An 18,545-nucleotide genomic window follows, 5' to 3' on the forward strand; every position below is an offset into this window, starting at 1 on the left:
GTACCCCGACGAGGGGAGTGAAACAGTTCCTGAAACCGGATGCCTACAAACAGTTGGAGGGCGCAAGCCTGACAGCGTACCTTTTGTATAATGGGTCAGCGACTTAATTTAACGAGCGAGCTTAAGCCGGTAGGTGTAGGCGCAGCGAAAGCGAGTCTTAATAGGGCGTTTTAGTTCGTTGGATTAGACCCGAAACCGAGTGATCTAGCCATGGCCAGGTTGAAGGTGCGGTAACACGCACTGGAGGACCGAACCCACGCCTGTTGAAAAAGTCGGGGATGAGCTGTGGCTAGGGGTGAAAGGCCAATCAAACTCGGAAATAGCTGGTTCTCCGCGAAATCTATTTAGGTAGAGCGTCGGATGAATACTCTCGGGGGTAGAGCACTGGATGGGCTATGGGGGCTTACCGCCTTACTGATCCTAACCAAACTCCGAATACCGAGAAGTACTATCCGGCAGACACACAGTGGGTGCTAACGTCCATTGTGGAGAGGGAAACAACCCTGACCGCCAGTTAAGGTCCCTAAGTTATGGCTAAGTGGGAAAGGATGTAGAACTCCCAAAACAACCAGGATGTTGGCTTAGAAGCAGCCATCATTTAAAGAAAGCGTAACAGCTCACTGGTCTAAGTAAGGGGTTCCGCGCCGAAAATGTACCGGGGCTCAAGCCATACACCGAAACTGCGGGTGCATCCTTCGGGATGCGCGGTAGCGGAGCGTTCTGTAAGTCTGCGAAGGGAGATCCGTGAGGGCTCCTGGAGATATCAGAAGTGCGAATGCTGACATGAGTAACGATAAAGAGTGTGAGAGACACTCTCGCCGAAAGTCCAAGGGTTCCTGCGCAACGCTAATCGGCGCAGGGTTAGCCGGCCCCTAAGGCGAGGCCGAAAGGCGTAGTCGATGGGAATGCAGTTAATATTCTGCAGCTTGTGGGTAGTGACGGATGCCGTGTGTTGTATCTCCTTATTGGATTGGGGGTGCAGCGAAGGTGTTCCAGGAAATAGCTCCCACGTATAAACCGTACCCGAAACCGACACAGGTGGACTGGTAGAGCATACCAAGGCGCTTGAGAGAACTATGCTGAAGGAACTCGGCAAAATGCTCCCGTAAGTTCGCGAGAAGGGAGACCTCATGGTGGGCAACCATTGTGGGGTGGCACAGACCAGGGGGTGGCGACTGTTTATCAAAAACACAGGGCTCTGCGAAGCCGCAAGGCGACGTATAGGGTCTGACGCCTGCCCGGTGCTGGAAGGTTAAGAGGAGGTGTGCAAGCACCGAATTGAAGCCCCAGTAAACGGCGGCCGTAACTATAACGGTCCTAAGGTAGCGAAATTCCTTGTCGGGTAAGTTCCGACCTGCACGAATGGCGTAACGACTTCCCCGCTGTCTCCAGCATAGACTCAGTGAAATTGAATTCCCCGTGAAGATGCGGGGTTCCTGCGGTCAGACGGAAAGACCCCGTGCACCTTTACTACAGCTTCACACTGGTATTCGTCACGACATGTGTAGGATAGGTGGTAGACGTTGAAGCCTTGGCGCCAGCTGAGGTGGAGTCACCCTTGAAATACCACCCTTGTCGTCATGGATATCTAACCGCGGTACAACCATATCCGGGACCGTGTGTGGCGGGTAGTTTGACTGGGGCGGTCGCCTCCCAAATGGTAACGGAGGCGCGCGAAGGTGGGCTCAGAGCGGTCGGAAATCGCTCGTTGAGTGCAATGGCATAAGCCTGCCTGACTGCGAGACTGACAAGTCGAGCAGAGTCGAAAGACGGCCATAGTGATCCGGTGGTCCCTCGTGGAAGGGCCATCGCTCAACGGATAAAAGGTACGCCGGGGATAACAGGCTGATGATGCCCAAGAGTCCATATCGACGGCATTGTTTGGCACCTCGATGTCGACTCATCACATCCTGGGGCTGGAGCAGGTCCCAAGGGTTTGGCTGTTCGCCAATTAAAGTGGTACGTGAGTTGGGTTCAGAACGTCGCGAGACAGTTCGGTCCCTATCTGCCGTGGGTGTAGGAGAATTGAGAGGATCTGTCCCTAGTACGAGAGGACCGGGATGGACGTACCTCTGGTGGACCTGTTGTGGCGCCAGCCGCATTGCAGGGTAGCTATGTACGGAAGGGATAACCGCTGAAAGCATCTAAGCGGGAAACCCACCTCAAAACCAGTTCTCCCTGAAGAGCCGTGGAAGACCACCACGTCGATAGGAAGCGTGTGGACGTGCAGCAATGCATGAAGCTTAGCTTTACTAATAGCTCGTTCGGCTTGATCCTCTCATTAGTCAATGCTCATCTTTTAAAAGCGCCCTTGGCGCTTTGAAAAGATTGGTTGGTTTTGTTCTCACGGACGTACCGGTCCTTACGGACCTGTCCTGCGAACCACGCGGCCTGACCGGCCGGCGGCCGCTTGGCCTTGCCTTCGCTGCGCTCGGAACAATCGTTCCCTCGCAACAAGGGCAGCACGCTGCAAAAAAAAACAGCCAATCTGAAAAATATCATCGATAAGACCAGTTTGTTCTCAGCGCAGCACGCTCAACACCCGCAAGGGAAAAGAGCCGAACCGAAAGGGTCGCAAGGCTGACCGGCCGCCGCCCGATAGGGCGCGCCTGCGCAGGCCTGCTAAACGCAGCCTACGGCCGTGAGCACAAACATAAAGACCAGTTCACAACAAAACTGCGCTTCGCCGGCCTGGTGGCCCCAGCGGGGAGCCCCCACCCGATCCCATCCCGAACTCGGCCGTGAAACTCCCCAGCGCCAATGGTACTGCATCTTAAGGTGTGGGAGAGTAGGTCGCCGCCAGGCCTGCTAAACGCAGTTTTGTATCTCTCAAGCGCGCTACCGCCTCTCGGCTACCTGAGCGCTAACTCTTCAACAATAGCGCTCACGCGCGCAACGACCTGCACGCTGCGATCCGCGAGAGCGACCTGACAGGCCGGCAGCCTCATGGCCGTGCCTCAAGCCCAACGGGGACACAAACAAACCCCTGAAACAAAATATAACGCGGGATGGAGCAGTCCGGTAGCTCGTCAGGCTCATAACCTGAAGGTCGCAGGTTCAAATCCTGCTCCCGCAACCAAATCATAAAAAAAATCAGCCCCCTCGGTGAAAACCAAGGGGGCTGTTTGGCGCGCTACCGCCTCTCGGCTACCTGAGCGCTAACTCTTCAACAATAGCGCTCACGCGCGCAACGACCTGCACGCTGCGATCCGCGAGAGCGACCTGACAGGCCGGCAGCCTCATGGCCGTGCCTCAAGCCCAACGGGGACACAAACAAACCCCTGAAACAAAATATAACGCGGGATGGAGCAGTCCGGTAGCTCGTCAGGCTCATAACCTGAAGGTCGCAGGTTCAAATCCTGCTCCCGCAACCAAATCATAAAAAAAATCAGCCCCCTCGGTGAAAACCAAGGGGGCTGTTTTGTTTAAAGGCATCGACCACCAAGGAATGGGGAACATCTCGTCTGTAGAGGTCATTCAAAGGGCTGGCTCGGCGCAGCAGAGGGCAGGCAGATGTTCAGTCCTGCTCTTGTTCGAAATAATTTGAGTGTTCCGCCGAAATCAGGTCGATCGTTGAATCGAGGCGGGAGAGGTGCAGGATACCGGCGGCTACGGCCGCCTTGCTGTCGTGGGCTTTCACCGCCTCGGCGATCGTCTCGTGATCCTTGAGGAGTGGCGGCATCCTGTCCAGTCTGGCCAGGCCCAGTGTGCACAGGCGATCAACCTTCGCCTTTTCGACGGAGATCACATCAAAGGCGAATTCGACTTCGGCAATTTTGCAGAGCGCCTGGTGAAAGGCATAATCCAGATTGCCGAAGGCTTCGAAGTTCCTCTCCGCAATGACATTGCGCTGACCGGCGATGCAGTCGTCCAGCACTGCCGCCCCCGCGGCGTCGCAGCGCCGGGCGGCCAGGTCCAGCACTTCCTTTTCCACGGCTGCGCGCACGAAACGAGATTTTTCGATTTCCCGCGTCGAGAATTTCCTGACCTCGGTTGCTCTTTGAGGCCGGATCAGCAGGAGGTCGAGACTTTCCAGGCGGCTGAAGGCGTCCCTGACGGGCTGCCGGGAGACACCGAATTTAGCCGCGATATCGGCCTCGGAAATCCGGTCTCCCGGTTTCAGCCGCATCGATCCGATCTCGTTGTGGAGATAGTCGAAGATCTCATCGACACGCGGCCTCCGGTCGCTCGTCTGTTTCAATTGCACAATTCCATTTTCCTCTGACGCCCGGGATCAATAGGCGCATTTCGCCTTCGATGCCAGCTACCTGTTCCGGTCTTCCAACCCTGCAAGCAATTCGCGACATATGAATTTCAGACTAGTATTCCAGATTGCGGACTAGTATACTAGTAATAAGTTATCAGGACCCGTGCCGATGTGATCAGACCTGATCGCGAAGCGTGGGTTCTGGAGCTGTCCGATTGGGAATGACGGATGGAGAACCGGTCGATTGACGGCCAGCCGATAGAAGGCCAGAGACGATACCTCCAAGACCGGGCGCAGGCCGCCCGGCCCGGTCCAAAATGACGCGGCTCAAAGCGATGCAGGATCGGATCGTAGTGTTGCTGTCCGGGATTCGCTGTTCGCGTCTCCGCGCGTCTTTAGTTTTGCGGCGGGGCAGAGCGACGAAAGCTTGCGCACCTTCAAGGCACGGGAGCCAAAAAAGAGCGAAAATGAACGGGTGGCGCGAGACCAGAAGCTTCAAGACACATCGCAGTCCCAAGGACTTTCAATGGCGACACGGCGTCTGACAGTGATGCGGAAAAAGGAAATGAAATGAAACTCAAGGGCAAGACAGCAATCGTTACCGGCGGCGGCCGGGATATCGGCAGTGCCTGCGCGTTGAAACTGGCGGAAGAAGGCGCGAATGTCGCCATCAACTATTTCTCCAGCAGCAAGGGCGCGGATGCCACCGTGGAGGCGATCAAGGCGCAGGGTGGGCAGGCGTTCGCGCTTCAGGGCGATCTGAACACCCAGGCCGATGCCGAAGCGCTGGTTGCCAAGACGGTCGAAGCCTTCGGAGGCGTGGACGTTCTGGTCAACAACACCGGTGGACTGATCGCGCGCAAGAAAGTGTCCGAGATGTCTCTCGAACACTGGCAGGCGGTCATGGACGTGAACCTGACCAGTACGTTCCTCATGATCAAGGCCTGTATGCCTTACCTGACGTCCGGAGCCATCGTCAACATGGCCAGTCAGGCCGGACGCGATGGAGGAGGCCCAGGCGCGGTGGCCTATGCAACCTCGAAGGGGGCCATCATGACCATGACCCGCGGCCTTGCCAAGGAACTGGGTCCCGACGTCCGCGTCAATGCGCTGTGCCCGGGCATGATCGATACCGACTTCCACAACATCTTCACCAAGGACGAGGTCCGCCGTAACGTCGAAGCCGCGACACCGGTGAAACGTCAGGGTATGCCGGTCGATGTCGCCAATCTCGTCCTGTTCCTGGCCTGCGAGGATTCTGCTTTCATGACCGGTGCCAGTGTCGATATCAACGGCGGCATGCTGTTCAGTTGATGATGTGCGAATGGGGAGACAGTTTTGCCATAAGCTGTCTCCTGCCTTCATGACTGGAAACACGGTCTGATCACAAGCTGCTCTCGATCCGGCAAAAGTGCTGGCGAGATTGCGTGCTCAAGTTCACGGACTTGCGACGGTGTTTCCCGGATTTTTTCAACGCATTTGTTTGAATAATCTTTTTTACATGCACCAGTCGGCGGACAGCGTGGGTGACCCTAACAAAACAGGATCGGCACCTGGCGTCTGCTGTTCTGCACCGGCAATCGTCTTTTTCTTCAGCGGGCTCATCGGTAACACCGGCTCAGAAGCCGATGTTACCTGATTTTGCGTGCCCGAGGCCGCCCCGTCCGTCATGAGAATTGACGCCAATGACTTTCCCCCTGCAGCAGATCCTTCAGCGGCCTCAGTCGAACAGCGACGGCAGGAACAGGGAGAAGGCCGGGACGTAGGTGATCAGCATCAACGCCACGAAAAGCGCCAGGTAGAACGGCCAGATCGATTTGAGCGCGTCCTCGATCCGGATCTTGCCGACGGCGCATCCGACGAACAGACACGTGCCGACGGGTGGTGTGCACAGTCCCAGACCCAGATTGACCAGCATCATGATGCCGAACTGTACCGGATCCATGCCGAGTTCTCTGGCGATAGGCAGGAAAATCGGTGTGCAGATCAGGATAAGGGCAGCCATGTCCATGATCATGCCGAGCACCAGAAGCATCAGGTTGATCAGCAGCAGGATGACGATCTTGTTCTCCGAGATCGCCAGGAGGAATGTGCTCAGCTTTGTCGGGACCTGGTAGAGAGCGAGCAGATAGGCAAAGGAACTGGCAAAGCCGATCAGGATCATCACCATCGCCGTGGTGCGCAGCGATGACGTTACGCAGACGACGAATTCCTTCCAGCCGAGGGTCCTGTAGACAATGGCGGTCAGGGCGAGGGCGTAGATTGCTCCGAAGGCACCGGATTCCGTCACCGTGAAGACGCCGGACAAAACGCCGCCGACAATTATGACCGCGGTGATCAGGCCGGGTATGGCGCTGACGGCGGATCGGGCCACGGCCCGCCAGCCCGGAAAGGGTTCGGAGCCGTAATTGTGTTTGATCGCCACCACATAAGCGGCGACGGCGAGGCACAGGCACATCAGGATGCCGGGGATGACGCCCGCCAGGAACAGCTTGGAAATGGATATGCCACCGCCGGCGGCCACAACAAAGATGATCATGTTGTGGCTGGGCGGAATGACGATGCCTGCGATGGACGACGTGACGGTGACATTGACCGCATAGTCCGGGCGGTAGCCTTTTTCCTTCATGACCGGGACCAACAGGGAGCCGAGCGCGGAAATATCGGCAATGGCCGATCCGGAAATGCCGCCGAACAGCATGCTGGAGGAGATGTTCACCATGGCGAGGCCGCCGCGAACATGGCCGACAAGAGTGGACGCGAACCGGACAAGGCGGGCGGCAATGCCGCCGTGTAGCATCAGCTCACCCGCGAAGATGAAGAACGGAATGGCGAGCAGGGAAAAGGAGGCAATGCCGGAAATGGAGCGCTGAAACGTCATCAGCAGCGGGAAGCCCTCGTACCAGAAGGCGGCGGCCGCGGAGATGCCCATGGCGAAGGCGACCGGGACGCCGAACAACACACTTATGCCGAACACACCCAGCAGAATTGCGAGACCCATATTCAAAGACCTTTTTTATTCGGAGATCTCGCCGCGCAGGGTGCTGAGGCCTCTCAGGACGAAACGCGAACCGGCGAAAATAACGATGAGTCCACCACAGGCGACAGCCGAAGCGGTGCGAATACTCTCCGGGATGTTCAGCATCGGAAGAAGGGTTGACCAGCCGAACTCGAAAAGCTCAAGGCTGGCGATGAGCATGACGGCACCGAAGATCGCCAGAGCCAGGTCGGTCAGCAGGAGCAGGACCTGTCTTGCCTTGCGCGGCAGCGCGTCGCGCAAAAACGTTACGCCGAGATGCGACTGTTCGTGAATGCCGACGGCTGCCCCCAGGAACGTGATGTAACAGATGAGGAGAAGGGCCAGCTGCTCGACCCAGGTCGGTGTCGAATTGAGGACATAGCGGCCGAACACCAGCCAGCCGAAGGTTGCCACGAGAACAACAAGCGCGATCGACCCGATAAACACACAGACATTCTTCAGACGGGTCAGCCCTGTTTCCAGGCGGTCCGCGAAGTCCCTGAAATGCGTCATTTCATTCTCCCGGCGGCGGGCCGTGCCGGAGGAGTGAGCACGGCCCGACACATGTATTATTGCGCGTTTCTGAACATGTTGACCAGGTCGGTCAATTCAGGATTCTGCGCGAGGTACTGCTCATAGACCGGAGCCATGGCCGCCTGAAAGGCCGCCTTGTCGGCGACGTTGTTCACCGTGACGCCGCCACCTTCAACCTTGGCCATGCTGGCGGCTTCGCGTTCCTGCCAGAGCTTGCGCTGCAGCTCGGTGCTGTTGTGCCCGGCGACCCTGACGATCTCCTGCTGTTCCGGTGTCAGGGAGTCGTAGGTTTTCTTGCTCATGCACAGGCACTCGGGAATGATGAGATGCTGGGTGAGCGAGTAATATTTTGCGACTTCGAAGTGATTGGTGGATTCGTAGGAGGGCGGATTGTTCTCCGCGCCGTCAACGACACCGGTCTTGATGGCCTGATAGACTTCGGCAAAGGCCATTGGCGTCGCGTTGCCGCCCATGGAATCGACCATTCCGACGAACAGGTCGTTGTTCATCACCCGTATCTTCATGCCCGCGACGTCCGCAGGCTCCTCGATGGGTTTCACGGAGGTATAGAACGACCGCGCCCCTGCATCGTAATAGCCAAGAGCGATCAGGCCTTTCGCCGCAAGCCCTTTGCTCAGGGCAGCGCCGGCCTCGCCATCCATCAGCTCGTACATCTGCGGCACGCTTTTGAAGATGAACGGCAGGGAGACGACATTGGCCTCCGGAACAACCTGGCCCATCGGTCCCAGGCTGAAGACGCCGAAATCGATGACGCCAAGGCGGGTCTGTTCGATAGCGTCGGGCTGTGAGCCCAGAACGCCGGAATGGAAGATCTTGGCGGTCAGTTCACCGCCGGTCTTCTCGCTGAGTTCCTTGGCGAAGGCTTCCATACCGTGCGAGACCGGGTAGTCCTCAACATGGATATTCCAGCCGCGCAGTTCGCGTGCCTCGGCTTCAAGCGCCGGGATTGCGAGCGACGCCGCAACGACGGATCCAAGAAGCATGGCTAATTTGAGAGATTTGAATTTGGTCATCGGTTCCTCCCTGTTTGACCTCTGTAGACGATATTTATTTTACAAATATTTATAAGTTAAAAAAATAATAAGACAAATTTCCGCGAGCTTTTCGATCAACCGACTGATTTGAGAAGGTAATTTCCGGACCGGCGATGAGGCGCGCTCCTGCGTCAAGCCGGGGCTCTGTGTCATTCGATGTTCTTTAATGGTGGCGGCTGCGTCCTTGCCCTGCGTGCTTCAGGTGTTGAAAAAAGCCAGGGGAGGGCAAGGAAGGCGATATAAATTTTTACAAATAATTGACAAGTAGGGTTGAGGCGAATATCTCTTTAAAGGGACAAGACGTGTCCTGTTCTGCAAATATCGGAGTGTCTCCTGTGGCGGGTTTGAGCAAGCAATCACACGAAAAACTGATGAATGTGAGCACGGCGACACTGACAACCGTTCTGTTCAAGCATGGATTGAGAAATATTTTTCTGCAGGGGCCGCAACGGTTGCGCCCCGGCCCGAACATGGTCGGGCTTGCCTATACGCTGAGGTATATTCCGGCCCGGGAAGATCTGGATCGCCTCGAAACCTTCGCCAACCGCGAGAATGCGCAGCGCAAGGGCGTCGAGGAATGTCCGGAAGGGGCGGTCTTCGTGATCGATTCTCGCGCAGATGCGTCGGCCGCATCCGCGGGATGCATTCTGGCAACACGGCTTCAGTCCCTGGGATGCTGCGGGATCGTCACCGACGGGGGCTTTCGGGATACGCCGGAAATCGCCCAACTGGAGATGCCCGCCTATCACAGCCGCCCCAGCGCACCGACCAACCTGACCAAGCATCATGCCGTTGCGATAAACGATCCGATCGCTTGTGGAGGGGTCGCGGTTTTCCCGGGAGATATCATTGTCGGTGACAATGAAGGCGTTGTCTGCATACCCGAACATATGGCAAATGAGGTGGCGAACGAAGCGGCGGAGATGACCGTCTTTGAAGATTTCGTCCTGGAAAAGGTGCAACATGGGGAGTCGATATTCGGGCTATATCCCCCGACCGACGCCTCGACAAAGGAGAGGTTCAAGACTTGGCGGCACGAAAGAAGCAGGTAGTAGCACTTGCGGCAGCCGAGGGGCAGGTTCGCGACCGGACGCTCTCCGACAGGGCGTATGAGAAGATTCTCGCCAAGATCATGGATGGGGATATTCCCGTCGGCGGCAAGCTGCCGACCGAGCAGACGCTTTCAGAGGAACTCGGTGTCTCGCGGCCGGTGCTTCGCCAGGCGCTCAAGCAGTTGCGTGAGGATGACGTGGTCGTCTCGCGCCAGGGATCCGGGTCCTATGTAAAACGCCGCCCGGAAGGCGCGGTCCGGGATTTCGCACCTGTCGGTTCAATCGCCGATATTCAACGCACCTTCGAATTCAGGGCGGCCATCGAGGGTGAGGCCGCCTTTCTTGCGGCGGAACGGCGATCGGAAGACGATCTTGCGGAATTGCGCAACGCGCTGCTGGAGCTGGACCGCTGTATCGAGAACGGCGAATTGGGTGTGGCGGCCGACGAGGCCTTTCATGTCGCCGTGTGCAATGCGGCGGACAACAAGTATTTCGTCGCGGCAAGGTCGTCGATGAAATCCAATATTCTCACCGGCATGAACCTCACCAGAAACCTCACGCTGACAAAACCGCAGGATCGTCTGAAACTGGTCCAGTCCGAGCATTATTCGATTTTCGAAGCCATCGAGAAATCCGACCGGAAGGGCGCCAGAAAAGCAATGCGAAGCCACGTCGAAAATGCCCGAAAGCGGATTTTTGAGGGCTGAGATTTTCGCAGTTGCGGTCTGGCCTCGTTTGCTTCTGGGCAAACGTGTTCACTCGATCTGAAGAACGATTTTGCCGATATGGTTTTTCTGGCCGAAAGCTTCCTGGGCCCTCGCGATTTCCTCAAGCGGGAAAGTGGCGGCGACCAGCGGGCCTATGTCGCCGCGTTCGATCCTGCCGACCAGATTGCCGAAGACGTCCGGTTCCAGAACGGTGCAGCCGAAAAAGCTCAGGTCCTTGAGGTACAAGGTGCGCACGTCCAGTTCGACGAGAGGTCCGGCAATCGCGCCCGCCACCGCGTAGCGGCCGCCGGGCCGCAGGACGTCGAGCAATGCCGGCCAGCCGGGGCCGGCCACCAGGTCTATTACGACGTCGATGCTGTCGGGCCCGAGTTCTCGAACCGGGTCCTCGTTGCGGCCAATCGTTTTCGCAGCGCCAAGCTGTCGGATCGCATCGGCTTTGGCAGCACCAGTGACCGCGATGACTTTTGCGCCGCGTGCCTTGGCCAACTGGACAGCCGCCGAGCCGACACCGCCCGATGCGCCGGTCACCAGGACAGTGTCGCCCTGTTGGACCTTTGCGCGGGTCAGCATGTTTTCAGCGGTGGAATAGGAACAGGGGAAGGACGCCAGGTCCGCATCCGACAGGCTGCTGTCGATCTTGTGGGCATGGCGGGATGCAACGCGCACGAAATCGGCAAACCCGCCGTCGCATTCCGAGCCGAGATACCATGGTCTTGGGAGTTCGGCCCCGTTCACTTCGCGCAGGCAGGGTTCGATGAGGACGCGCTCGCCGATCCGGGCAGCCGAAACCCCGTCGCCGACCGCAACGACATGACCGCAAACGTCCGCGCCCTGGATGCGGGGGAAGGTCAGCGGCCTACCTGACCAGGAGGCGTCTTCCGCAGCCGCGTTTTTCGAATACCAGCCGATACGGGTGTTGATGTCGGTATTGTTCACGCCAGCCGCCGCCACGCGCACGACAACGTCCCGAGTGCCTGGCCGGGGCACCGGGAGGTCGGTCCGCCATTGCAGCATCTCGGGGCCGCCGTGTCCCGTCAGAACTATTCCGCGCATGGTCTCCGGCAATGTCATTGAAGGTTCCTTTTCAGGTAGAATGATTACTCTACTTGCGTTTGGTAGAGCAGTCATTCTACCTTGTCAAACATGAACGAACTTCAGACACGGATAGCTGCCGGCCTTGAGCGTGCCTTCGCGGCGCACGGGTTCTCGGCACCGAATATCGAGGCACTTCGCGATGCCGCGCAGGTCAGTCTCAGGACCCTCTATAAATATTATCCCTCCAGAAACGACATGGTGCTGGCTGCACTGGAGTTTCGACACGAGCGGTATCTGGAGAAGATCTTTTCCGGCCTGCCGGCAGCGCCACGGGAGGCACTTTTTGAAGTTATCCGTCGGGTCGGGCAGTGGATGGAGAGCGAAGCCTCACATGGATGCCTGTTTCATTCCGCTGTCGCGGCTGCGCCGGAAAACGGGGCGTTGAGACATCTTCTGCAGCGCCACAAGCAGGAATTCGCACAGCGGCTGGCCGCGGCAGCGAAGCGTCCGGAGAACGAAAAAGAGTTGCTGCTGATCTGCGAGGGTCTGATGCAATTGTGGCCCTTGTACCGGAACGAGGCCTGTGAAAGCGCCCTGCAGCTCGCCGCCGCGTTGCTGGCAGATGACGGCGGCGGACAACCGACGGCGGGTCGCCGCGACCTGCATGAAACAGTTGCCTGAGACCTTTCCGGAGCGGACAAGAAAATGACCAGCCGTCCGAAGCCGCTGCAGGATTTCCTTTCAGTTGCCCTTGATGTGTTTATGGAAGCGGCAAGCGGATCGGAGAGCCAAAGCGCCCTGTCACGCATCGAAAGAGCGCTCGCCAAGTCGGCGCCGGTTCCTGCTCAGGAGGGGCGGTGCCTGCCGGTTTGCAGCCATTTGAGGGCGTTCGAGGAAAAAGGTTCCGGGCGCACGGCTCTGGGTGGTCTTCTGGACAGGTTTTTCGAGCTTGAGCCAAGGCTTGTCTGGCGGGGCCGGGCCGGAGACATGACGAACGCCAGCACGAACTTTACCGAAGGGCACGCAAACGCCGTTATTGTCGGGCCGTCCGGGATGGAGCGGCGGTCGGATGTCTGGCTGGGTGTTTCGCTGCTGGCGCCGCATGTCCGCTATCCCGACCATTCCCATCCACCGGAAGAAATCTATCTTGTGGCGAGCAAGGGAGAATTCCGTCACGGAGGCAGCAACTGGTTTGAACCCGGGCCCGGCGGATCTTTCTACAATTCGCCCGGCATAGACCATGCCATGCGCTCCAGGGACACGCCGCTGCTGGCCTTCTGGTTTCTCTGTTCCGGCGACGCGGACCAGGCATAGGGACGGCATTGCGCGAGAACGTCGGTTGTTTAGGGTGTGGGCCCATAAAATTGTACTTTCAGGCATCAATCCGACAAAGAAGAACAAGGAAAAGCCTGAAGAGCCATGCTGCTGCATGGGGCAAAGGCTTTGATGCGGCTCTTCGCAGCCGGATTGATGTCCTTCGGATCGTTCAGAAAGCGACTGTCTCCAGCGTTGCAAAATCTGGAAACCACCCGAACGTATTTGCAATGCAAACGCTGCCTCGGGCGGTTTCCAGAATAGGCGAAACCGTCTAAACGCGACACGCTTTAGCAGGTTCGGCGGCTTTGCCAGATTCAGTCCCGGTGTTCTGCTTTCCGTACGCGTAGCACGGTAAAAAGGTTTTCACGGAATGGGTAATCAATTCCATTTGGTTATCGAACGATCCGGGATTGCCATTATTCCGATGACGGGCTTTCCGCTAGACATGTTCTATCGGGAGTGGCAGCGGTTTTCGGGCCGCACATCCCGGCAAGTGGAGGAGACACTATGAAATACACGCCCAAGAGCCTGTGTGCGGGCCTGCTCGCGTCCGTCGTAATAGCGGGTGCAGCGCCTGTTCATGCCGAAACCTACATTGTCGCGGTCGGTGCGGCTTCGAACAGTCTTCAGGGGCGAAGCGCTGCGCGCTTTGCCGAAGAGCTGCAGGAGCGCCTCGGTGACGCCGACAAGGTTGAATTCTATGCGGATGCGCAGCTCGGTGACGAGAAGGAGCTGATGCAGAAACTCCGTCTCGGCACGGTGCAGTTCACCCTCATTTCATCCATCATGACCAATGTCGCACCGGAATTCGCCCTGTTCGACATGCCGTTCCTGGTTCAGGACCGGGAGCATCTGAAGGCCATCGACAAGAACCTGGTCCGGACCGAGCTTGCTCCCAAGGCGGAAGCGGCCGGACTGCACGTGATCTCGACCTGGGAAAACGGTTTCCGCCAGATCACCAACAGCAAGAAGCCGATCAATGTTCCGGCAGACCTCGATGGTCTGAAAATCCGTACGCCTTCCTCGGAGTGGCGTGTGGCGATGTTCAAGGAATGGGGCGCCAACCCGACGCCGATGGCGTTTTCGGAGGTGTTCGTCGCCTTGCAGACCGGCACCATGGACGGACAGGAAAACCCGCTGACGAATATCGTCGGCGCGAATTTTCAGGAAGTTCAGGGATATCTGAGCCTGACCGGCCATGTCTATTCGCCGACCTATCTCACGACAGGCGCCGGGACCTGGGGCAAGATGTCTGACGACGTCAAGGCGATTGTCGGCGAAGTGGCTTCCGAGGTTCAGGACTGGTCTCTGGCCCAGGGTGAAAAGGCGGACAGCGAGCTGGTCGACAAGGTTCGTGCCGCGGGCGTCGAAGTGAACGTGGCCGACAAGGCTGCCTTCGTTGCTGCATCCGCGCCGATCTACGAAGCTTTCGCCGCAAAGGTCGAGGGTGGCGATAAACTGGTCGGTCTTGCCCAGGGCCTCGCCAACTGAAACACGATACCAATGAAGCCGGCCGGAGATAACCGGCCGGCGAAATGGACCGGGAGGAGCCATGATTGCCCTATTCGAGCGCATACTTGTGCGCGCAATCGAGGCTGTCTGCATCGCCTTGCTGCTCGCCCTGACCGGGGCGGTCATTTATTCCACGACGATGCGTTATCTTGGATGGTCACCGTCCTGGTATGACGAACTTGCAAGCGTGATGCTTGCGTGGCTGACGTATTTTGGAGCGACCTACGCCGTTTTCATGCGGCACCACATGTCCTTCGCCGGCCTGGTGGCGGCGCTTCCGCGAGGGCCGGCCGTAGCGCTCGCCCTGTTTTCCGAAATACTGGTCCTCGGCTATTTCGCTCTGGTTGCCTGGTATGGAAACGCCGTTCTTGCCGTTGCCAAGTGGGATTCCCTGCTGAGCCTTCCCTGGATGACGCTCGATATCGTTCAATCCGTCATTCCGGTCTCTGCGGTGCTGATGATCGTCGGGACACTTCTCACGATGCCCCGCACCCTTCGGGACGCAGCTTCGGGCATCGACCACGAGCATGCCGAGATCGAACAGGCAATCGCCGAAGCGGAAAAAGACGCCCAGGCGCTGCTTCTCAAGGAGGCCGGCAAATGATCCTTCTTCTGACAACCGTCGCTCTGATCGCGCTTATTCTTATCAACGTGCCGATCGCCATTGCCATCGGCATCGTCTCAGTCGGCGGGTTTCTGCTCACGTCCGGCCCCGACCGTCTCTACGACATGGTGATCGCTCTGTATTCGGGAGCGACGTCCTTTCCACTGATCGCCATCCCGCTGTTCATTCTCGCGGGCAACCTGATGAACACATCGGGCATATCGGTCAGGCTCATCAATTTCGTTTCCGCCCTCATCGGGTTCGTCCGCGGCGGGCTGGGAATGGTCAACATCGGTGTCTCGATGGTCTTCGCCGAGATTTCCGGCTCGGCCGTTGCCGATGTCGCGGCAACGGGAACGGTGCTGATCCCGGAGATGAAGAAACGCGGCTATTCACGGACGCTTGCGGCCGCCATCACGTCATCCTCGGCGTCGCTTGCGATCATCATTCCGCCGTCCATTCCGATGATCCTCTACGGCGCGATCGCGGAAACCTCGGTGCTCAAGCTGTTCGTCGCCGGTATCGTGCCCGGCGTGATGGGCGGAGGGCTGCTCATGCTGGTGACCTACATACTGGCGGTGCGCTACGATCTGCCGCGTGCCGAAGGGTTCGATCTCGGCCATGTCGGCAGGACCTTCCGCGAAGCCTTCTGGGCGCTGACCATGCCGGTGATCATCCTCGGAGGCATTTTCTCCGGGCTCGTGACGGCGACCGAAGGGGCCGGCCTCGCGGTTCTCGCCGCCCTGGTGATCGGGCTCTTCATCTATCGCGACCTGGATATACGCCGGTTGCGCAAGACAATGCTGGAGGGCATCAGCCAGACGGGTGTGGTCATGATGCTGGTGGCGACGTCCGCCGCGCTGGGCCTGTTCCTGACCCAGGCACAGGTTCCCCAGCAGCTTGCCGCGCAGATCACCGAGATCACCACGAACCCCTATATCGTGCTTGCGCTGCTGAACCTGCTGCTGCTTGTCCTCGGGATGTTCCTGCATGGAGCGGCGGCGATCATTCTCGTCGTCCCGGTGGTCATGCCGCTTGTGAACGCCGTCGGTATCGACCCGATCCATTTCGGTATCATGGTGACGCTGAACCTGGCAATCGGGCAGCAGACGCCGCCTGTCGCTTCGGTGCTGATCACGTCCTGCTCGATCGCCAAGGCGGGCATCTGGGAGACGTCGCGCACCAACCTGCCATTCATCGCGGTCCTGGCGCTGATCCTGCTTCTGGTCACCTACGTTCCCCAGGTTTCACTTGCATTGACGGAGTATATTCAATGACGCCTCCCAAACCCCGTCTGGTTCTGACACTGGGCGACCCTGCCGGCATCGGATCGGAGCTGGTTGCACGGCTGCTTGCCGATCAGGAGGCCCGCGAGGCGGCGGACGTCCTGATCCTCGGCGACGAGGGCGAGTTGAAAGAGGGAATGAAGACGGCTGGTCTGTCCTTCGACTATGCCATGGTCAGCGGTGCCGCAGCGCTTTCCGAAGCCTCCGGAACACCGCTCTTTCTCCAGGTGGGGCGAGCTCCGGAAACGGGCTGGAAACGCGCGGAGGCGACGGCGGAGGGCGGTGCCCATTGCCTGTCGACGCTCGGAGCCGGTCTCGATCTCGTCAGCTCCGGTCAGGCCGATGCGCTGGTGTTCGCGCCTCTCAACAAGGCATCCCTGCATCTGGCCGGCATGCGGCAATCGGACGAGCTGCACTGGTTCGCCGACAGGCTCGGCCATAACGGCAGCGTCTCGGAACTCAACGTGATGGAGGGGCTGTGGACCAGCCGGGTAACAAGTCATGTCGCCCTGCGCGAGGTTGCCGATCTCATTACCGAGGACAAGATCATCGAGGCTTCGCGGCTGATCCATGGCGCGCTTGTCGAAGCGGGCATTGAAACGCCGCGGATCGGGGTCTGCGGGCTCAACCCGCATAATGGCGACAACGGCAATTTCGGCAGGGAGGAAATCGAGATCATCGTTCCGGCTGTCAAACGGGCGAAGGCGCTCGGCCTGCCGGTCGAGGGGCCTTATCCGTCAGACACGATCTTCCTCAAGGCGGTCGCCAAGGAACTGGACGCCGTCGTCACGCTCTATCACGACCAGGGCCAGATCGCGATCAAGCTGCTCGGCTTCTGGCAGGGCGTGACCGTTCAGGGTGGGCTTCCCGTCCCGGTCACCACGCCGGCTCACGGCACCGCCTTCGATATCCGTGGCAAGGGCTGCGCCAATGTCGGCCCGATGCGAAACGCCTGGAACATCGCCTGCACCATGGGGGGCCGGCGCCGTTCCTCACGTATTTCCCAATGACTGGATCTCCCAAATGAAAATCAAATCTGTTCGCACGCGCGTCTGGACCTGGAAAGGACCGACGGTCCCGCCGCAGGGCAATTTCTGCACGAATGCTTCCGATGCGCTCTGGACAAAGGGCGACGCCATGTCGTCCTTCCGGTTTTACCAGTGGTTGACGTGTGAGGTGGAAACAGAGGACGGCACCGTGGGGATCGGCAATGCCGCCCTTGCGCCGACCATCGTCAAGAAGGCCATCGACGACTGGTACGCGCCCCTGGTGATCGGTGAAGATCCTTTCGACTACGCCTATATCTGGGAAAAGATGTACCGGCGAAGCCATGCCTGGGGCCGCAAGGGCATCGGCATGACCGCCATATCCGCCATCGACATCGCCATCTGGGACCTGATGGGGAAACTTGTCGGTAAGCCCGTGTTCAAACTGCTGGGCGGGCGCACCAAGGAAAAGATCCCGGTCTATTATTCAAAGCTTTATGCCGGATCCATCGACAGCATGCAGCGCGAAGCCGAAGAAGCGATGAAGGGCGGTTACAAGGCGTTCAAATCGCGTTTCGGTTTCGGGCCGAAGGACGGCATGCCCGGTATGCGCGAGAACCTGAAACGGGTCGAGGCGGTCCGCGAAGTGATCGGCTATGACAACGACCTGATGCTCGAATGCTACATGGGCTGGACCCTCGATTACGCGAAACGCATGCTGCCGAAGCTGGCGAAATACGAGCCGCGCTGGCTGGAGGAACCGGTGATTGCCGACGATGTCGGGGGGTATGCCGAACTCAATGCGATGAACATCGTGCCGATTTCGGGCGGCGAGCATGAATTCTCGATCATAGGCTGTGCGGAGTTGGTCAACCGCAAGGCCGTGAGCGTCCTGCAGTATGACACAAACCGCGTCGGCGGCATCACCGCTGCCCAGAAGATCAACGCGATCGCGGAAGCCGCGCAGATCCCGGTGATCCCGCATGCGGGACAGGCGCATAACTACCATGTGACCATGGCCAATACGAACTGCCCGATCAGCGAATATTTTCCGGTCCATGACGTCGAGGTCGGCAACGAACTCTTCTATTACATCTTCGAAGGCGATCCAGAGGCGCAGGACGGCTATCTACAGCTCGACGACACGATGCCGGGTCTTGGCATTTCGATCACCGACAGGCACCTGCAGCATTTCGAGATTACGGAGTGA

The 18,545-nt window shown here is 58.5% G+C and carries 16 protein-coding genes, 2 tRNA genes and 2 rRNA genes (1 of these 20 only partly in view); 14 read left to right on the forward strand and 6 right to left on the reverse strand.

Annotated features, from left to right (window positions below; all coding sequences use genetic code 11):
* The 4 genes from OA90_RS08535 to OA90_RS08555 form a co-directional block, all read left to right on the forward strand.
* Window positions 1-2,277 (forward strand): 23S ribosomal RNA (locus tag OA90_RS08535); it begins 448 nt to the left of the window's first position.
* A 413-nt stretch (window positions 2,278-2,690) separates the two neighbouring features.
* Window positions 2,691-2,805 (forward strand): 5S ribosomal RNA (gene rrf, locus OA90_RS08545).
* Between the two features lie 197 nt (window positions 2,806-3,002).
* Window positions 3,003-3,079 (forward strand) — tRNA-Met (locus OA90_RS08550).
* Between the two features lie 218 nt (window positions 3,080-3,297).
* A tRNA-Met gene (locus OA90_RS08555) sits at window positions 3,298-3,374 on the forward strand.
* 143 nt (window positions 3,375-3,517) lie between these two features.
* Here the strand turns inward: OA90_RS08555 and OA90_RS08560 are convergent.
* Window positions 3,518-4,207, reverse strand: coding sequence for a GntR family transcriptional regulator (locus OA90_RS08560; RefSeq protein WP_208986040.1), 690 nt, complete (start codon window positions 4,205-4,207; stop codon window positions 3,518-3,520).
* Between the two features lie 570 nt (window positions 4,208-4,777).
* Here OA90_RS08560 and OA90_RS08565 point away from each other — a divergent pair.
* Entirely contained in the window at window positions 4,778-5,521 is a 744-nt protein-coding gene (locus tag OA90_RS08565) for a 3-oxoacyl-ACP reductase family protein (RefSeq protein ID WP_068409446.1), read from the forward strand.
* A gap of 183 nt (window positions 5,522-5,704) precedes the next feature.
* Here OA90_RS08565 and OA90_RS28505 read toward each other — a convergent pair whose 3' ends face one another.
* Genes OA90_RS28505 through OA90_RS08580 form a run of 4 tightly spaced genes read right to left on the reverse strand, consistent with a single transcriptional unit; the run spans window position 5,705 to window position 8,794 of the window.
* Window positions 5,705-5,893, reverse strand: a complete 189-nt coding sequence (locus OA90_RS28505; RefSeq protein WP_156510434.1) for a hypothetical protein — start codon at window positions 5,891-5,893, stop codon at window positions 5,705-5,707.
* Between the two features lie 34 nt (window positions 5,894-5,927).
* Window positions 5,928-7,208, reverse strand: a complete 1,281-nt coding sequence (locus tag OA90_RS08570) for a TRAP transporter large permease (RefSeq protein ID WP_068409448.1) — start codon at window positions 7,206-7,208, stop codon at window positions 5,928-5,930.
* A gap of 15 nt (window positions 7,209-7,223) precedes the next feature.
* Window positions 7,224-7,739: a TRAP transporter small permease gene (locus OA90_RS08575; protein WP_068409450.1), complete on the reverse strand. Its 516-nt coding sequence runs from the start codon at window positions 7,737-7,739 to the stop codon at window positions 7,224-7,226.
* A 56-nt stretch (window positions 7,740-7,795) separates the two neighbouring features.
* Window positions 7,796-8,794, reverse strand: coding sequence for a TRAP transporter substrate-binding protein (locus OA90_RS08580; RefSeq protein WP_082836919.1), 999 nt, complete (start codon window positions 8,792-8,794; stop codon window positions 7,796-7,798).
* 392 nt (window positions 8,795-9,186) lie between these two features.
* On the opposite strand from OA90_RS08580, the gene OA90_RS08585 reads away from it, so the two are divergent.
* Entirely contained in the window at window positions 9,187-9,867 is a 681-nt protein-coding gene (locus OA90_RS08585) for a ribonuclease activity regulator RraA (protein ID WP_068409452.1), read from the forward strand.
* On the forward strand, window positions 9,843-10,574 hold the full coding sequence (locus tag OA90_RS08590) for a FadR/GntR family transcriptional regulator (protein WP_068409454.1): 732 nt from the start codon (window positions 9,843-9,845) through the stop codon (window positions 10,572-10,574). The genes OA90_RS08585 and OA90_RS08590 overlap by 25 nt, the downstream gene beginning before the upstream one ends.
* Window positions 10,575-10,622: 48 nt before the next feature.
* Here the strand turns inward: OA90_RS08590 and OA90_RS08595 are convergent, their stop codons facing one another.
* Window positions 10,623-11,666 carry an alcohol dehydrogenase family protein gene (locus tag OA90_RS08595; RefSeq protein ID WP_068409456.1) on the reverse strand — a complete coding sequence of 348 codons (1,044 nt, stop codon included), beginning with the start codon at window positions 11,664-11,666 and terminating at the stop codon, window positions 10,623-10,625.
* A gap of 72 nt (window positions 11,667-11,738) precedes the next feature.
* Here OA90_RS08595 and OA90_RS08600 point away from each other — a divergent pair, with 72 nt between their 5' ends.
* The 7 genes from OA90_RS08600 to OA90_RS08630 all read left to right on the forward strand — a co-directional run bounded on the left by OA90_RS08600 (window position 11,739) and on the right by OA90_RS08630 (window position 18,545).
* Window positions 11,739-12,311: a TetR/AcrR family transcriptional regulator gene (locus tag OA90_RS08600; protein ID WP_068409458.1), complete on the forward strand. Its 573-nt coding sequence runs from the start codon at window positions 11,739-11,741 to the stop codon at window positions 12,309-12,311.
* Window positions 12,312-12,335: 24 nt separating this feature from the next.
* A complete protein-coding gene (locus OA90_RS08605) occupies window positions 12,336-12,944 on the forward strand; it encodes a dimethylsulfonioproprionate lyase family protein (RefSeq protein WP_068409460.1) in 609 nt (202 codons plus the stop codon).
* Between the two features lie 510 nt (window positions 12,945-13,454).
* Entirely contained in the window at window positions 13,455-14,438 is a 984-nt protein-coding gene (locus tag OA90_RS08610; RefSeq protein ID WP_068409462.1) for a TRAP transporter substrate-binding protein, read from the forward strand.
* A gap of 61 nt (window positions 14,439-14,499) precedes the next feature.
* Complete coding sequence (locus OA90_RS08615) at window positions 14,500-15,063, forward strand: TRAP transporter small permease subunit (protein WP_068409464.1); 564 nt, start codon at window positions 14,500-14,502, stop codon at window positions 15,061-15,063.
* Window positions 15,060-16,340 (forward strand): TRAP transporter large permease, encoded by a 1,281-nt coding sequence (locus OA90_RS08620; protein WP_068409466.1) that lies wholly within the window; start codon window positions 15,060-15,062, stop codon window positions 16,338-16,340. Before OA90_RS08615 ends, OA90_RS08620 begins: the two co-directional genes overlap by 4 nt.
* Complete coding sequence (locus OA90_RS08625; protein WP_068409469.1) at window positions 16,337-17,359, forward strand: 4-hydroxythreonine-4-phosphate dehydrogenase PdxA; 1,023 nt, start codon at window positions 16,337-16,339, stop codon at window positions 17,357-17,359. The genes OA90_RS08620 and OA90_RS08625 overlap by 4 nt, the downstream gene beginning before the upstream one ends.
* A 13-nt stretch (window positions 17,360-17,372) precedes the next feature.
* Entirely contained in the window at window positions 17,373-18,545 is a 1,173-nt protein-coding gene (locus OA90_RS08630; protein WP_068409471.1) for an L-rhamnonate dehydratase, read from the forward strand.

The sequence above is a fragment of the Labrenzia sp. OB1 genome, from assembly GCF_001624695.1.
GTDB lineage: Bacteria > Pseudomonadota > Alphaproteobacteria > Rhizobiales > Stappiaceae > Roseibium.

What these genes read in the sequence shown, in the direction of transcription:
- OA90_RS08620 (WP_068409466.1), top strand. Translation starts at nt 15,060, where the DNA reads ATGATCCTTCTTCTGACAACCGTCGCTCTGATCGCGCTTATTCTTATC.
- OA90_RS08625 (WP_068409469.1), top strand. Translation starts at nt 16,337, where the DNA reads ATGACGCCTCCCAAACCCCGTCTGGTTCTGACACTGGGCGACCCTGCC.
- OA90_RS08595 (WP_068409456.1), bottom strand. Translation starts at nt 11,666, where the DNA reads ATGACATTGCCGGAGACCATGCGCGGAATAGTTCTGACGGGACACGGC.
- OA90_RS08565 (WP_068409446.1), top strand. Translation starts at nt 4,778, where the DNA reads ATGAAACTCAAGGGCAAGACAGCAATCGTTACCGGCGGCGGCCGGGAT.
- OA90_RS08630 (WP_068409471.1), top strand. Translation starts at nt 17,373, where the DNA reads ATGAAAATCAAATCTGTTCGCACGCGCGTCTGGACCTGGAAAGGACCG.
- OA90_RS08575 (WP_068409450.1), bottom strand. Translation starts at nt 7,739, where the DNA reads ATGACGCATTTCAGGGACTTCGCGGACCGCCTGGAAACAGGGCTGACC.
- OA90_RS08580 (WP_082836919.1), bottom strand. Translation starts at nt 8,794, where the DNA reads ATGACCAAATTCAAATCTCTCAAATTAGCCATGCTTCTTGGATCCGTC.
- OA90_RS08570 (WP_068409448.1), bottom strand. Translation starts at nt 7,208, where the DNA reads ATGGGTCTCGCAATTCTGCTGGGTGTGTTCGGCATAAGTGTGTTGTTC.
- OA90_RS08605 (WP_068409460.1), top strand. Translation starts at nt 12,336, where the DNA reads ATGACCAGCCGTCCGAAGCCGCTGCAGGATTTCCTTTCAGTTGCCCTT.
- OA90_RS08585 (WP_068409452.1), top strand. Translation starts at nt 9,187, where the DNA reads ATGAATGTGAGCACGGCGACACTGACAACCGTTCTGTTCAAGCATGGA.
- OA90_RS08610 (WP_068409462.1), top strand. Translation starts at nt 13,455, where the DNA reads ATGAAATACACGCCCAAGAGCCTGTGTGCGGGCCTGCTCGCGTCCGTC.
- OA90_RS08600 (WP_068409458.1), top strand. Translation starts at nt 11,739, where the DNA reads ATGAACGAACTTCAGACACGGATAGCTGCCGGCCTTGAGCGTGCCTTC.
- OA90_RS08615 (WP_068409464.1), top strand. Translation starts at nt 14,500, where the DNA reads ATGATTGCCCTATTCGAGCGCATACTTGTGCGCGCAATCGAGGCTGTC.